Source organism: Nocardia fodinahabitans (genome assembly GCF_052983615.1).
On record NZ_JBRJJC010000001.1, the window covers coordinates 2,505,855 to 2,522,752 of the forward strand.

The following is a 16,898-nucleotide window of genomic DNA, read 5'->3' on the forward strand; positions in this document are numbered from 1 at the left end:
ATGCGGAAGCCGCGGACCTTCACCTGATCGTCGGCGCGGCCGAGGTATTCGAGCTCGCCGAAGCGGTTCCAGCGCGCGAGGTCGCCGGAGCGGTACAGGCGCGAGCCGGCCTGGTTCGGGCCTGCCAGCGGGTTGGCGACGAAGCGGGTCGCGGTGAGGTCGGGGCGGCCGAGGTAGCCACGCGCCAGCTGCGGTCCGGCGACGTACATCTCACCCGCGACGCCCACCGGCACCGGGCGCAGCCGGTTGTCGAGCACGTACACGCCCAGGCCGGCGATGGCCCGGCCGACGACCGAACCGGCCGCGGCGGCAATGGTTTTCGCGTCCAGCGCGCGGAACGACACGTGCACCGTGGTCTCGGTGATGCCGTACATGTTGACCAGCGTCGGCGAGCTGTCGCCGTGGCGGGCGACCCAGTCCGAGAGGCGGCGCAATTCCAGCGCCTCGCCACCGAAGACGACGTAGCGCAGGGCCAGCGGCGCCAGGCCGGGTCCGGCGATCCGGTCGGCCTCGGCGAGCTGGTAGAACGCCGACGGCGTCTGGTTGAGCACCGTCACCTGCTCGACGCGCAGCAGTTCCAGGAACTGCTCGGGCGAACGCGAGGTGTAGTAGTCGACGACGATCAGCGAGCCGCCGAACAGCAGCGGACCCCACAGTTCCCACACCGAGAAGTCGAAGGCGTAGGAGTGGAACAGCGTCCACACATCGCGCGGGCCGAAGCCGAAGTCGCGATCGGTGTTGGCGAACAGGCGCACCACGTTCCGGTGCGCGACCGCGACGCCCTTGGGGCGGCCGGTCGAGCCGGAGGTGTAGATGACGTAGGCGACGTTGTCCGGCGAGAGCGGTGCGATCCGGTCGGCGTCGGTGATCGGCAGATCGTCGGCGTCCTCGATATTGCCGGTCTCCACGGCGAAGCCGTCGAGCACCACCGAGGGCAGGTGCGCGGGCACCGTCACCTGAACGGTGGAATCGAGGACCACGCTGGTGGGCCGGGAATCCTCGAGCACGTAGGCGATGCGCTCGGCCGGGTAGGTCGGGTCGACCGGCACGTAGCCCGCGCCGGTCTTGACGACGGCCAGCAGCGCGACGACGAGATCGAGCGAGCGCGGCAGGATCACCGCGACCAGCGACTCCGGGCCCGCGCCGTCGTCGATCAGCCTGCGCGCCAGCACATTCGCGCGCCGGTCGAGCTCGGCGTAGGTCAGCGACTCGACGCCGAACTTGGCGGCGATGCGGTCCGGGTAGGCCGCTGCGGCCGCGTCGAACAGGTCGACCAGCGTCGTGTGCTTGTTACCGAACAGCCCGCGACGGTGACCCGCCGGGGTGCTGGCGTCGTGGATCACCGGCAGGGCGATGGCGTCGGCGCCGGAGGACACCCAGCGCTGCGCGACGTCACGCTGTTCGGCCTCGCCGAGCAGGTCGATGTCGCCGACGATCACGTCGGGGTTGTCCGCGACGGTGCGCAGGATGCGCACCAGCCGGTCACCGAAGGCGGCGACGGTCTCGGCGTCGAACAGATCGGTGGCGTAGTTCCAGGACATGGCCAGCGAGCCGTCGGCGGCCTCGCCGACGGTCAGCTGCACATCGAACTTCGCGGTGCCCGGGTCGAAGTCGACGACGTCGAGGTCAAGGCCCGGCAGGGCGACGGTGCCGGTGTCGGCGGCGGTGGCCGCCTCGAAGGTCAGCGCCACCTGGAACAGCGGGTGGTGCGCCTGCGAGCGGGTGGGGCTGAGCACGTCGACGAGCCGCTCGAACGGCACGTCGGCATTGGCGAAGGCCGACAGGTCGACCTTGCGGACCTGGTCGAGCAGGTCGCCGAAGCTGCCGCCGAGGTCGACCTCGCTGCGCAGCACCAGGGTATTGACGAACATGCCGACGAGGTCGTCGAGGGTGCGCTCACCACGGCCCGCGATCGGGGTGCCGATGGCGATATCGGTGCTGTTGGACAGGCGCGCGGCCCAGGTGGCCAGCGCCGCGTGCATCACCATGAACAGGGTGACGCCGTGCGCGCGGGCGATGTCGGTCAGCGCGCGGTGCAGGTTGGCGTCGACCGAGAAGCGGTACAGGTCACCGGCATTGGTGGCGATCTCGGGACGCGGGCGGTCGGCGGGCAGCTCGATCTGGTCGGGCAGGTCGCGCAGTTGCGCGGTCCAGTAGGCGATCTGGCTCGCGGCGACCGACTCGGGATCGGACTCCTCGCCGAGCACCTCGCGCTGCCACAGCGTGTAGTCGGCGTACTGCACCTCGAGCGGGGCCCACGCGGGGACCTCGCCCCGGACCCGCTCGGTGTAGGCGACGACGACATCGCGCAGCAACGGACGCAGCGAGAAGCCGTCACCGCTGATGTGGTGCATGACCAGCACGGCGACGTGGTTCCGCTCGTCGACGCGCAGCAGGCTCGCGCGGAACGGCACCTCGCGGGTGACGTCGAAGTGCACGCTCGCCAGCTCGACGACGCGGGCGACGACCTCGTTCGCGGTCACCGGCTGGGTGGGCAGCGCGAAGCGGACCTCGTCGGCGGGCAGGACCTGCTGGTAGCCGGCGCCCTCCACCTCCGGGTAGAAGGTGCGCAGCGACTCGTGCCGCGCGGTCACATCGGCGATGGCCGCTTCCAACGCGGCGACGTCGAGGTCACCGGTGAGCCGGATGGCCACCGGGATGTTGTTGACAGCGGTGCGGTTGTCGAAGCGGTTGAGGAACCACATCCGCTGCTGGGCCTGCGAGAGCGGGACCAGCTCGGGCCGCGGCTGCGGCACCAGCGGGATGCGCCCGCCACGACCGGTGGCGGTCTCCACCCGCGCGGCCAGCGCGGCCACGGTCGAGGCCTCGAACAGCGCGCGCAGCGGCACCTGGGTGTCGAGCGCCTCGGACAGGCGCGCGGCGACCCGGGTGGCGACCAGCGAGTTGCCGCCGAGCTCGAAGAAGTCGTCGTCGAGGCCGACCTGACCGGCGCCGAGGACCTCGGCGAAGGTGGCGGCGACGATCTGCTGCACCGGGGTGACCGGCGCCTGGAAGGTGCGCGCGGCGAACACCGGCGCGGGCAGCGCCTTGCGGTCCAGCTTGCCGGAGGCGTTGAGCGGGAAGGCGTTCAGCACCACGTAGGCGGCCGGGACCATGTACACCGGCAGCTCGGCGCCGAGGGCGTCCTTGACCGCGTCGGTGTCGACGATCGAGCCCTGCTGCGGGATGACGTAGGCGACCAGCTGATCGCCGGTGCGCTCGTCGGCGCGGACCACGACCACCGACTGGGCGATCTGCGGCAGCGCGGTGAGCGCCGACTCGATCTCGCCGAGCTCGATGCGCAGACCACGCAGCTTCACCTGGAAGTCGGTGCGGCCCAGGTATTCCAGCTCGCCGTTGGGGGTCCAGGTGACGAGGTCACCGGTGCGGTACATGCGCTCGCCGGGCGCGAACGGATCGGCGACGAAGCGGTCCATGGTGAGGTCGGGGCGACCCACATAGCCGTGCGCCAGCTGCACGCCCGCGAGATAGAGCTCACCCGCGACACCCACCGGAACGGGCCGCAGGCGCGAATCCAGCACATACAGACGGGTGTTGAACACCGGGGCGCCGATCGGCACGGTGTCGGTGTCGGCGTCGGTGACCTCGTGGTAGGTCACGTCGACCGCGGCCTCGGTGGGGCCGTACAGGTTGTGCAGCGCGGCACCGGTCAGCTCGCGCAGGCGCTGCGCGGTCGGTGACGGCAGCGCCTCACCGGAGGCGAACACGTTGCGCAGCGAGACACATTCCGCGGCCAGCGGTTCGGTGACGAACACGGCCATCATCGACGGCACGAAGTGCACCGTGGTGACCTGCTCGGCGGCGATCAGGCGGGCCAGGTAGGCCGGGTCGCGATGCCCGTCCGGCTTGGCCACCACCAGGCGCGCGCCGACCTGCAAGGGCCAGAAGAACTCCCACACCGACACGTCGAAGGTGGCGGGCGTCTTCTGCAGCACCACGTCGTCGGCGGCCAGGCCGTAGGCGGCGTGCATCCACACCAGGCGGTTGACGATCGCGGCGTGGCTGACCGCCACACCCTTGGGGCGACCGGTCGAGCCGGAGGTGAAGATGACGTAGGCGGTGTTGTCCGAGCGCAGCGGACGATGCCGGTCGGCGTCGGTGACCGGCTCGGCCGACTGGCCGGACAGGTCGAGCTGGTCGATGCGCACCTCGCGCCCGGCCACGCCGGGCAGGCTCTCGCCGGAGGTCAGCACGCAGACCGGCTGCGCGGTGTCGAGGATGTGCTCGATGCGCTCGGCCGGGTGATCGGGGTCGAGCGGCACGTAGGCGCCACCGGCGGCGGACACGGCGTACATGCCGACCAGCAGATCGATCGAGCGCCGCATGCCCAGGGCCACATAGGATTCCGGGCCGACACCGGCGTCCTTGAGCCAGCGCGCCAGCTTGCGCACGCGGACCGCGAACTCGGCGTAGGACAGACTCGTCCCCTCGAACGTGAGCGCGGTCGCGTCGGGCGTGCGCGCGACCTGCGCCTCGAACAGGGCGTTGAGGGTGGCCGGGTCGTCGTCGCTGGGGGTGCTCAGCGCGGCGTCGACGGCGAATTCGGTGTCGTTCCAGCGGTCCAGCACCAGGGTGCGCTCGGCGTCGTCGAGCAGGTCGATGTCACCGACGGCGACCGACGGGTCGGCCACGATGCCGGTGAGCACGCGCAGCAGGCGCGCGCCGAAGGTGGCGGCGAAGCCGGCGTCGAAAAGGTCGGTGGCGTAGACGAGTTCGGCGTCCATGTGGCTGTCGTCGTCGGCGGGCACCTCGCTGAGCGCCAGCTGCAGATCGAACTTGGCCACGTGCTGGTCGATGCCCAGCTCGGAGACGGTGAGGCCGGGCAGTTCCAGGGTGGTGCGGCCCAGGTTCTGGAACGAGAGCATCACCTGGAACAGCGGGTGACGTGCCTGCGAGCGGGCCGGGTTGAGCACCTCGACCAGGCGCTCGAACGGCACGTCGGCGTGCGCGAACGCGGCCAGGTCGTTCTCGCGGACCCGGGCCAGCAGCTCGGTGAACGAGGCCGCCGGATCGACCTGGGCGCGCAGCACCAGGGTGTTGACGAACATGCCGACCAGGTCGTCGAGCGCCTGCTCGCCACGACCTGCGACGGGGATGCCGACGGCGATGTCCTCGGTGCCCGACAGGCGCGACAGCAGCACCGCGAAGGCGCTGTGCACCACCATGAACAGCGTGGTGCCGTGCTCGTGGGCGACCCGGGTCAGCGCGTCGACGAGCTCGCCCGGCACCTCGAAGCGGTGCGTGCCCGCCTGGTAGGTGGCCTGCGCGGGCCGCGACTTGTGGCCGAGGCGCAGCTCGTCGGGCAGGTCGGCGAGCGCGCCGCGCCAGTGCTCGAGCTGCTCGGAGATCAGCGAGGTGGGATCGGTCTCCTCGCCGAGGGTTTCGCGCTGCCACAGCGCGTAGTCGACGTACTGCACCGCCAGCGGCGGCCAGCCCGGCTCGGCGTTGGCGGTGCGCGCCACGTAGGCGGTCATCAGGTCGCGCACCAGCGGGCGCAGCGAGAAGCCGTCGGCGGCGATGTGGTGGACCACCATCACCAGCACGTGCTCGCGCTCGCCCAGCTCGTAGACCCGCAGGCGGACCGGGGCGTGCGCGGTGACATCGAAACCGCGGCGGGCGAACTCGTAGAGCGAGATCGCCATGTCGGTCTCGCCGGGGCGACCGGCGGGCGCGGAGGCGGTAGCGGAGCGTGACCACGCAGAGCCCTCGGGAGCCCCGAAGTCGGATACCGCCTCGACCACTTCCAGCTCGGGGATGGAAACGGCGGCGGCGAGCACCTTCTGGAAGGCGGTGCCGTCGTGCGAGGGGTAGACGGTGCGCAGCGACTCGTGCCGCGCGATCACGTCGGCGACCGCGCCGCGCAGCGCGGGCAGGTCGAGCAGGCCCTGCAGGCGGACCGCGACCGGGATGTTGTAGGTGCCCGCGTCGCCGGTGTCGCCGAGATCGAAGCGGTTGAGGAACCACATCCGCTGCTGTGCCAGCGACAGCGGCGGGTACTCGGGCCGCTGACGCGCGGTGAGCGCGGTACGCACACCGGTGCCCGCGTGCGATTCCACCCTGGCCGCGAGCGCACCGACGGTCGGCGCCTCGAACAGGGTGCGGACGCCGACCTCGGCGTCGAGGGCCTTGCTCAGGCGGGCCGCGACCTGGGTCGCCACCAGCGAGTTGCCGCCGAGGGCGAAGAAATCGTCGTCCACGCCGACGCGGTCGGCGCCGAGCAGGTCGGCGAAGATCTCCGCGACGATCTCCTCGATCGGGGTCGAGGGCGCGCGGAACACCTTGGCCTCGAACACCGGCGCGGGCAGCGCCTTACGGTCGAGCTTGCCGGAGGCGTTGAGCGGGAACTCGTCGAGCACGACGAGCGCGGCGGGGACCATGTACGCGGGCAGCTCGGCGGTGATACCCGCCTTCACCGCCGCCACGTCGATGGCCGAATCCGCTTCGGACACCACATAACCCACGAGCTGATCGCCCGCGTGCGCGTCGGCGCGCACGACCACGACCGACTGCGCGACACCCGGCTGGGCGAGCAACGTCGCCTCGATCTCGCCGAGCTCGATCCGCAGGCCGCGCAGCTTCACCTGGAAGTCGGTGCGGCCCAGGTAGTTCAGTTCCCCGTCGCGGGTCCAGGTGACGAGGTCACCGGTGCGGTACATGCGCGAACCGGCCGCGCCGTACGGGTTGGCCACGAAGCGATCGGCGGTGAGGTCGGCGCGGTTGAGGTAGCCGACGGCGAGCTGGTCGCCCGCCAGATACAGCTCACCCGCGACACCGGGGGCCACCGGGTGCAGTCGCGCGTCCAGCACGAACACCTTGGTGTTCCACACCGGGCGGCCGATCGGCACCGACTCCACGTCGGCGTCGACGACCTCGTGATAGGTGACGTCGACCGCGGCCTCGGTGGGGCCGTACAGGTTGTGCAGGCGGGCGCCGGTCAGCTCGCGCAGGCGCTGCGCGGTGGGCGCGGGCAGCGCCTCACCGGAGGCGAACACCTGACGCAGCCGGACCGCGTCGCCGTTGCCGTTGCTGCCCAGCGTGGACACGAACACCGACAGCATCGACGGCACGAAATGCGCTGTGGTGATGCCCTGTTCGGCGATGATCTGAGCCAGGTACACCGGGTCGCGGTGACCGTCGGGCTTGGCGACGACCAGACGCGCGCCGGTCTGCAAGGGCCAGAAGAACTCCCACACCGACACGTCGAAGGTGGCGGGCGTCTTCTGCAACACCGCGTCGGCGCCGTCGATCGGGTACTCGTGCTGCATCCACAGCAGCCGGTTGACGATCGCGGCGTGGTCGACCGCGACACCCTTGGGGCGACCGGTCGAACCCGACGTGAAGATCACGTAGGCGGTGTTGGTGGCCCGCAGCGGCTGGGTGCGCTCGGCATCGGTGATCGGCGCCGAACCGAAATCAGCGGGCGATTCGATGTTCTCGACGGCCAGCACGGTGACGCCGTCGGCCTCGAACGCGTCGCGGCGGCTGGTGAGCACCAGCTCCGGCCGCGCGGTCTCGATGATGTGGCCGATGCGGTCGGCGGGCTGGTCCGGGTCCAGCGGCACGTACGCCGCGCCCGCCTGCAGCACCGCGTACATGGCGACGACGAGTTCGGTGGAACGCCGGATGGCCAGTGCCACATGTGAACCGGGGCCGATGCCGTCCGCGATCAGCCTGCGGGCGATCCGGTTGGCGCGCTCCTGCAGCTCGCGGTAGGTCAGCTGCTCGTTCTCGAAGACCAGCGCGACCGCGTCGGGGGTCCGCTCGACCTGTGCGTCGAACAGCGAGACCAGGGTGCCCGCGGGCACCGGGCGCGCGGTGTCGTTCCAGTCGACGAGGACCTGCGCGTGCTCCTCGGGCGCGAGCAGGTCGATGTCGCCGACGGCGACCTCGGGATCGGCCACGATCGCGGCGAAGATGTTGTCGAGCCTGCGCGCGAACGCGGCGACCGTCGACTCCTCGAAAAGATCGAGGGCGTAGGAGAACTCGGCCGACATGCCGCCGGCTTCACCGTCGGTGTCCTGCACCTCGGTCAGGGACAGCTGAAGGTCGAACTTGGCCAGCTGGGAGTCGTAGTCGATGCCGCTGACCGACAGGCCGGGCAGCTGCAGCGAGGCCTGCTTGTTGTTCTGGAACGACAGCATCACCTGGAACAGGGGATGGCGCGCCTGGGAACGCGGCGGGTTGAGCACCTCGACGAGCCGCTCGAACGGCACGTCGGCGTGCGCGAACGCCTGCAGGTCGGTCTCGCGGGCCTGATCGAGCAGGGCCGCGAACGGGGTCGCGCCCTCGACCTGGCTGCGCAGCACCAGGGTGTTGACGAACATGCCGACCAGGTCGTCGAGGGCCTGGTCACCACGGCCGGCCACCGGAGTGCCGATGGCGATGTCGCTGGTGCCACTGGCGCGGGCCAGCAGCACGGCCAGCGCGCTGTGCATGACCATGAACAGCGAGGCGTTGTAGCGGCGGCCCAGTTCGACCAGGGCGCGCTGGGTCTCGCCGGAGATGACGAAGCTGTAGGTGCCACCGCGATAGCTGGCGAGCGGCGGACGCGGGTGATCGGCCGGGAGCACCAGCTCGTCGGGCAGATCGGCGAGTTCGCGGGCCCAGTAGTCGATCTCGGAGGAGATCAGCGACTGCGGGTCGTCCTCGGAGCCGAGCACCTCACGCTGCCAGAGCGCGTAATCGGCGTACTGGACCGGCAATTCGGCCCAGGTCGGCGCCTCCCACGAGGTGCGCGCCGCGTACGCGACGATGACATCGCGCGACAGCGGCGCCATCGACCAGCCGTCGGCGGAGATGTGGTGCACCACCATGCCGAGCACGTACTCGGTCTCGCTGATCTCGAAAAGCCGTGCGTGCAGCGGTACTTCGCTGGTCACGTCGAAGGCCATCGAGGCCAGGTCGATCAGGTGATCGATGAGGTTGTCCTCGGTGACCCGGTACGGGGTCAGGTCGGGGACGATCTGCGCGGCGTCGAGCACCACCTGCACCGGGCCGTTGCCCGACTCGGGGAACACGGTGCGCAGCGACTCGTGCCGGTCGATCACGTCGATGACGGCGACCTGCAGCGCGGCCACATCCAGCTCACCGGAGAGCCGGATCGCCACCGGGATGTTGTTGACCGCCGAGGCGGTATCGAAGCGGTTGAGGAACCACATGCGCTGCTGGGCCAGCGACAGCGGCACCAGGTCGGGCCGCTCGCGCGCGACCAGCGCCTTGCGGGCGCCGTCACCGGCTTGCGACTCCACCCGTGCGGCCAGCGCCGCGACGGTGGGCGCTTCGAACAGCATGCGCACGGGGACCCGGGTGTCCAGGGCGATGCCGATGCGGGAGGCGACCTGGGTGGCGATCAGCGAGTTGCCGCCCAGCTCGAAGAAGTCGTCCTCGACACCGACCCGGGACAGTTCGAGCACGTCGGCGAAGACCTGCGCGACGATCTGCTCGATCGGGGTGGTCGGGGCGCGGAACTCGCGCACCTCGAACACCGGCGCGGGCAGCGCGCGGCGGTCGAGCTTGCCGTTGACCGTCAGCGGGATCGCGGCGAGCACCATGATCGACGACGGCACCATGTAGGCGGGCAGGCGCTGCGCGACGTGCTCGGTCAGCGCGGGCACATCGATCGAACGGCCCGGCACCGCGACGACATAGGACACCAGCGAGGTGCTGCCGCCCTTGTTCTTGTGGCCGATGCTGACCGCGAAGTCGACGGTCTCGTGCGAGGCCAGCGCGGAGTCGATCTCACCCAGTTCGATCCGGAAACCGCGGACCTTGACCTGGAAGTCGGAGCGGCCGACGTACTCGACATTGCGGTCGGCGGTCCAGCGCACCACGTCACCGGTGCGGTACATCCGCAGACCGGGCGCGTAGGGGTTGGCGACGAAACGGTCGGCGGTCAGTGCGGCGCGCGCGTGGTAACCACGCGCCATGCCGATGCCGCCGATGTAGAGCTCACCGGCCACGCCCACCGGGACCGGGCGCAGGCGGTCGTCCAGGATCAGGGTGTGGACGCCACGGATGGGTCCACCGATGACGACCCGCTCCCCCGGGATCAGGCCCTCGGACAGGTTGGAGGCGATGGTGGTCTCGGTGGGGCCGTAGACGTTGCCCAGCATGCGGCGCGAGCCGTCGGGCAGGCGCACCGCCCACTTGGTGACCAGTTCCGGCGGGACCGCCTCGCCACCGGCGGCCAGGACCCGCAGGTGGTCCAGACCGCGCGCGTCGAAGGTGGCCAGCGCGGCCGGGGTGACGAACGCATGGGTGACTTCCTCGGTGATGAGGATGTCGCGCAGTTCCTCACCGCCGTAGACGCCCGGCGGGACCACGACGAGCGTGCCGCCGCGACCCAGCGCCAGCAGCAGTTCCAGCACCGACGCGTCGAACGAGGGCGAGGCGAAATGCAGTGCGCGGGTGTCGGAGTCGAGCGAGTACAGGTCGATCTGCTCGGCGCAGAAGTTGGCGACGCTGGCGTGGGTGACCACGACGCCCTTGGGCACACCGGTGGAACCGGAGGTGTAGATCAGGTACGCGGGCTGGGCCGGATCGGTCGGGCGGACCAGCTCACGCGGGGCCAGCGGCGCGTCGGAGATGTCGTCGAGATCGATGTCGTCGATCTCGATCCAGGTCACCGAGGTGGGCAGCTCGTCGGCCTCGGAAGTGACCGTGATGCCCACGCAGACACCGGCATCGGTGATCATGTGCGCGATGCGGTCGGCCGGATAGTTCGGGTCGACGGGCACGAACGCGGCACCGGTCTTGGCGACCGACCACACCGCGAGCACCGACTCCAGCGAGCGCGGCACCGCGACGGCGACGAAGTCCTCGGCGCCCAGACCCTGCTGGATCAGCAAGCGCGCCAGCTGGTTCGAGCGGCGGTCCAGCTCGCCGTAGGACACAGTTGTCCCGTCGAACACCACGGCGGTCGCCTCGGTGTCGCGGGCGGCCTGCGCCATCAGCTGCGGCAGGGTGCGCGCGACCGCGGCCGGTGCGCCGTAGCGGGTGACCAGGTCGGTGCGCTCGGCGTCGTCGAGCACGTCGATCGCGCCGACGGTGACCGCCGGGTCGGCCAGGATCGCGTCGAGCACGCGCCGCCAGCGCAGCAGCAGCTCTTCCACGGTCGCCTGGTCGAACAGGTCGACGGCGTAGGTGAGCACGCCGGTCATGCCCGACAGCGAGCCGGTGCCGGTGTGCTCCTCGGTCAGCGTCCACTGCAGGTCGAACTTGGCCATGTCGACCTCGACCTCGTCGGCGTCGACCGACAGGCCGGGCAGTTCCAGGGTGCCGTGCGACATCTCCTGGAACGACAGCACCACCTGGAACAGCGGGTGCCGCGCCTGCGAACGGGTGGGGTTGATGACGTCGACGAGCCGTTCGAACGGCACGTCGGCGTTGGCGAACGCGCTCAGGTCGGTCTCGCGGGTGCGGGCCAGGAAGTCGCTGAACGGCTGGGTCGGGTCGACGTCCGAGCGCAACACCAGGGTGTTGACGAACATGCCGATCAGGTCGTCGAGGGCCTGCTCACCACGCCCGGCGATCGGCGTGCCGACCGCGATGTCGGTGGTGCCCGACAGCCGCGCCAGCAGCACGGCCAGCGAAGCGTGCACGACCATGAACAGGGTGACACCGTTGGCGCGGGCCAGCGCGGCCAGCTGCTCGTGGATCTCGGCGTCGATCTCGAAACCGACCCGGGCGCCGCGGAAGCTCTGCTGCTGCGGGCGCGGGCGGTCGCTGGGCAGGTCGAGCTGGTCGGGCAGGCCGTCCAGCGCCCGCTGCCAGTAGCCGAGCTGGCGCGCGGCCATCGAGTCCGGATCGCTCTCGGCGCCGAGCAGTTCGCGCTGCCACAGGGTGTAGTCGCGGTACTGTACCGGCAGCGGCGCCCAGCCGGGAGCCTCGCCCGCCGAGCGGGCCAGGTAGGCGGTGGCGACGTCGCGGGCCAGCGGGCCGAAGGAGAAACCGTCGGCGGCGATGTGGTGGACGACGAAGGCGACCGCGAATTCCGGTGTGCCATTGGTCGTTCCGCCGGTCACCTGGTAGACCCGCACGCGGATCGGCAGTTCCAGGGTGACGTCGAAGCCGGTGGAGGCGAACCGGATCAGCTCGTCGTGCAGCAGCGACTGATCGATCGGGCTCACCGTGATGCCCAGATCGAACTCGTCGGCGGGCAGCACCCGCTGGTAGCCGCCGTCGGCGTCCGGGAAGATGGTGCGCAGCGATTCCTGGCGCACCACAACGTCGTTGAGCGCGGCGATCAGCGCGTCGACGTCGACGCGACCCTTCATCCGCACCACGAAGGGCAGGTTGTAGGTCGGCGCGGCGGGGTCGAACTGGTTGATGAACCACATCCGCTGCTGGGCCAGCGACAGCGGCACCTGCTCGGGATGCGGCAGGGCGACCAGCGGCGGACGAGCGGCGGAAATATCGGCGGGCGTGGCGGATTCGGCCCGCGCGGCCAGCCCGGCCACGGTCGGGGTCTCGAACAGCGCGCGCACACCCAGCTGGATGCCGAACGCGGCGCCGATGCGGGCCACGACCTGCGTCGCGACCAGCGAGTTACCGCCGAGTTCGAAGAAATTGTCGTCCGCGCCGACCCGCTCCTGGGAGAGCACATCGGCGAAGATGCCGGCCACGATCTCCTCGGCCGGGGTACGCGGGACGCGGAAATCGCCCGCGGCAGCGGTGAAGACCGGCTCGGGCAGCGCCTTGCGGTCCAGCTTGCCGGAGGTGTTGAGCGGGAACGCGTCGAGCACCATGATCGACGCGGGCACCATGTAGCTGGGCAGCTTCTCGGACACGAAACGGGTCAGCGTCGCCGGATCGGCGGACTGACCCGGCGCGGGCACCACATAGGCGACCAGCTGCTGACCGGTGGCGGTATCGACCACCAGCACCGCGGCCTGGCTGACGCTGGGATGGGCGAGCAGATCGGTCTCGATCTCACCGAGCTCGATGCGCTGACCACGGAACTTCACCTGGAAGTCGGTGCGGCCGATGTACTCCAGCACGCCGTCGGCGGTCCAGCGCACCAGGTCACCGGTGCGGTACATGCGCTCACCGGGCGCGCCGACCGGGTTGGCGACGAAGCGATCCGAGGTCAGATCGGGGCGGCCACGGTAGCAGCGGGCCAGCTGACGGCCCGCCAGATACAGCTCACCCGGGGCGCCGATCGCGGCCGGGCGCAGCCGCGAATCCAGCACGTACACTTCGACATTCCACTCGGGGATACCGATCGGCACCGTGGCGGTGTCGGCTTCGGTGGCCTCCCAGTAGGTGACCGAGACCGCGGCCTCGGTCGGGCCGTACAGGTTGTGCAGCCCGGCGGTGGAGATCGCGCGCAGCCCTGCGGCGGTCTCCGGCGGCAGCGCCTCGCCGATGACGAAAACCGCACGCAGCGTTTCACATTGAGCCTGGGTGGCGTGCGAGACGAACACCGTCAGCATCGACGGGACGAAGTCGGTCACGGTGACGCCGTGCCGGGAGATCATGTCCGCGACATACAGCGGGTCACGGTGGCCGTCGGGCGAGGCGATGACCAGCTTGGCGCCGACCATCAGCGGCAGGAAGTAGCCCCACAGCGACACGTCGAAGGTGGTCGCGGTCTTCTGCAGGTAGACGTCATCGGCGGTCAACCGGTACTCGTCGAGCATCCACAGCTCTTGGTTGACGATCGCGTGGTGGGTGACCGCGACGCCCTTGGGGCGGCCGGTCGAACCCGAGGTGTAGATGACGTAGGCCGTGTTGTCCGGGCGCAGCGGCGACAGGCGCTCGGCGTCGGTGATCGGAGTGTCGGCGAACGCGGCGGTGTCGAGGGTGTCGATCTCCACCCTGGCCACCGTGTCCGGTAGGTCCAGGTCGTCACCGGTGGTGGTCAGCACGCAGACCGGTGCCGCGGACTCGAGGATGTAGGCGGTGCGGTCGGCCGGGTGATCCGGGTCGATCGGCACGTACGCGCCACCGGCGCGCAGCACGGCGTGCATGCCGATCACCAGGTCCAGCGAACGGCGCATGCCCAGCGCGACCAGCGACTCCGGGCCGACGCCGTCGGCGATCAGGAAGCGGGCCAGGCGGTTGACCTGCGCGCCGAACTCGGCGTAGGTCAGGGTCTCGCCCTCGAAATCCAGGGCGATGTTGTCCGGGGTCAGCGGGATCTGCGCGTCCAGCAGCGCGGGCAGCGTGGTCGCGGGGACCTCGTGCGCCGAGTCGTTCCACTCGGTCAGCGAACGCTCCAGCTCCACGGCGCCGGTGACCGGCAGCGACCACACGGTCTTGTCCGCGTCGGCGGCCAGGAAGCGGTCGAAGAACTCCAGGAACCGGGCGTGATGGGTGGCCGCGTCGGCCGCCGAGTACAGGTTCGGGTTGGTCTCGAAGTCGATGTGCGAGCGAGTGCCGCCGTGCGACTGGTAGAAGTTGACGCCCAGGTCTTCGATCGAGCCGGTGGAGAGCACATTGAGGGTGCCGTCCATGTCGCCGAAGCGCAGTTCGTTGTCGAACAGCATGATGTTGACCCACGGGCCGAAGAACTCCGTGGCGACCATGCCATCGCCCGCCGCATCGCGGCGGATGTCCTCGTGCCGGTAGCGCTGGTGGCGCAGCGCGCCGGAGACCTCGGTGGTCACCGAACGCAGCAGCTCGGCCACGGTGGTGTCGTGGCCGACGCGCAGGCGCAGCGGCACGATATTGGAGGTCACACCGCCCGAACGGCGCATCACAGCGGTGGTACGGCCGGTCACCGGGAGGCTGAGGATGACGTCGGAGGTGCCGGTGATCTGCGCCAGATACGCCGCGAAACCGGCGATCAGCAGCGGTGCCGAAGTGGTGTCGTGGCGGGTGATGGCCGCGCCGAACAGAGCGTCCTGCGCCGGGCTCAGCGCCGCGCTGGAGATGTCGTTGACCGGCGACGGCGGCGCCGAGCGACCGGTGAGGCTGCTGCCCTCTTCCAGCCCAGCGACGCGCTGGGCCCAGTGCGCCTTGTCGGACTCGAAGCGCGAGCTGTCGCGGTAGGCGATCTCCGACTCGTAGAGCGCGCGCAGGTCGGTGGCCTTGTTGGCCGGCGCCTCGGCGCCGGTGACGGCCGCGGTGTAGAGCTGTGCCGTGCGGGTGACGAAGTTGTTGGCGCCGAAACCGTCGAGCACGATGTGGTGGACGCGGGCGTACCAGTACCAGCGCTCGTCCTCGAGCTGCAGCGCGGCGGCCTGAACCAGGCGATCGGCGACGATGTCGAGCGGGCGGCTGTACTCGGCGCGCATCCACGCCGCGGCGGCGGCCTCGGGATCGGCTTCGCCCCGCAGGTCGACATAGATCAGCGTGTCGTCGAGGGTGAGGTCGACGGTCTGCATCGGCTCGCCGTCGATCTCGACGATGCGCAGGAAGCCCGACTGCTGCTCCGCGGCGGCCTCGGAGCTGGCGCGCTCCAGCGCCGCGACATCGAGCCGGCCACGCAGGTCGACGAACTGGGCGATATTGATCGGCACCTGTGGGTCGACGTGCTGCGCGTACCAGATACCCAGCTGTGCGGGCGAGAGCGGGAAGTACTCCGCAGAGTCTCCACGTCCGTCACCAGTTTCGCCGTTTCCGCCGAAATCCAGCCGGTCCAACCCAAACCTCGCTTCCGGAACACCTGCGCAGGCGCTCCCCGACGACACCGGAACGCAGGCGCCTCAGCTGTAGAACTAGCGTGGCGCCTGCGTCTCGGGTTCAGTTCTCGAAATCAATCAGGCAAAAAATGTCCATTGGCACTATCTGTCAGGCCATCCGGTCTTGTTACATGGCCGAGACCATGCCCACGTCCGTTTGACCGGCAGCGCCGGTGTGCTCGTCGCAAACCATCGCACCAATCTACCGGTGCGCTCCCCCGGCAACCAACCACGTCCATAGCTGCCGTACATCGGGCCAGGTGAGGCCGTCGACGACAGTTTGCTGACGCTTGTCTGCGTTCTCACATCGTTGCGGGAGCCCCGTCACGCCGCAGCGAATGAGGCGTGGATCACACCAGCCGGTCCGTCTCGGCGGGCGCGCGCAGGCGGGCCGGGTCGTAGAGGTGGGACTGGGCGCAGTCGATGGCTGGGGTCAGGGCGCGGCCGACCAGGATGACGGCGGCTTGGCGGAGGTCGGCGGCTTCGACCTGGTCGGCGATGTCGGTGAGGGTGCCGCGCAGGATCAGCTGTTCGGGCTGGCTGGCGCGGTAGACCACGGCGACCGGGCAGTCGGGGCCGTACTCGTCGATCAATTCCCGGGCGAGGACCCGGATGCGGGTGATCGCGAGGTGCAGGATCAGGGTGGCGCCGGTGGCGGCGAAGTTGGTCAGGGCCTCGCCGTCCGGCATCGCTGTCGAGCGGGCCTGGGTGCGGGTGAGGACGACCGACTGGACGACCTCGGGGACCGTCAGTTCGGTGCCGAGAGCGGCCGCTGCGGCGGCGTAGGCGGGGACTCCGGGGGTGATGTCCCAGGGGACGCCGATGGCGTCGAGGCGGCGGGTCTGCTCGGTCAACGCCGAGTAGATCGACGGGTCGCCCGAGCAGAGCCGGGCGACGTCGTGGCCGGCCGTGTGGGCGCGGACGAGATGGTCGGTGATCTGGTCCAGGTCCAGGCGCTGGGTGTCGATCAGTTCGGTGCCGGGTGCGCAGTGGGCCAGTACCTCGGGGTCGAGGTAGGTGCCCGCGTACAGGCAGACCGGGCTCTCGCGCAGCAGCGTCACCGCGCGCACCGTGAGCAGGTCGGCCGCGCCGGGGCCCGCCCCGATGAAGTGCACCGTCATGCCAGCAGCGTAGATCGCCCACGCCGCCGGTTCCCGACCGCTACCGGTCCTGGTCCGGCTCGCGTGGCGGGCGGACGGTCCAGCCGACGCGGGCAGCACGACGCATCCCCGGCCACGCGACCCCGCGGGC

The 16,898-nt window shown here is 70.4% G+C and carries 2 protein-coding genes (1 of these 2 only partly in view); both read right to left on the reverse strand.

Going from position 1 to position 16,898, the window contains the following annotated elements; all coding sequences use genetic code 11:
• Window positions 1-15,608, reverse strand: partial view of a non-ribosomal peptide synthase/polyketide synthase gene (locus tag NV348_RS11690; protein ID WP_447146941.1) — the 5' end (the start) only. 28,210 nt of this gene lie to the left of the window's left edge; only the first 15,608 of its 43,818 coding nucleotides appear in the window; the start codon lies at window positions 15,606-15,608; its stop codon lies off the left edge, out of view.
• 389 nt (window positions 15,609-15,997) lie between these two features.
• Window positions 15,998-16,768 (reverse strand): precorrin-4 C(11)-methyltransferase, encoded by a 771-nt coding sequence (gene cobM, locus NV348_RS11695; protein WP_447146942.1) that lies wholly within the window; start codon window positions 16,766-16,768, stop codon window positions 15,998-16,000.
• Window positions 16,769-16,898: the final 130 nt, after the last annotated feature.

What these genes read in the sequence shown, in the direction of transcription:
- cobM (WP_447146942.1), bottom strand. Translation starts at nt 16,768, where the DNA reads ATGACGGTGCACTTCATCGGGGCGGGCCCCGGCGCGGCCGACCTGCTC.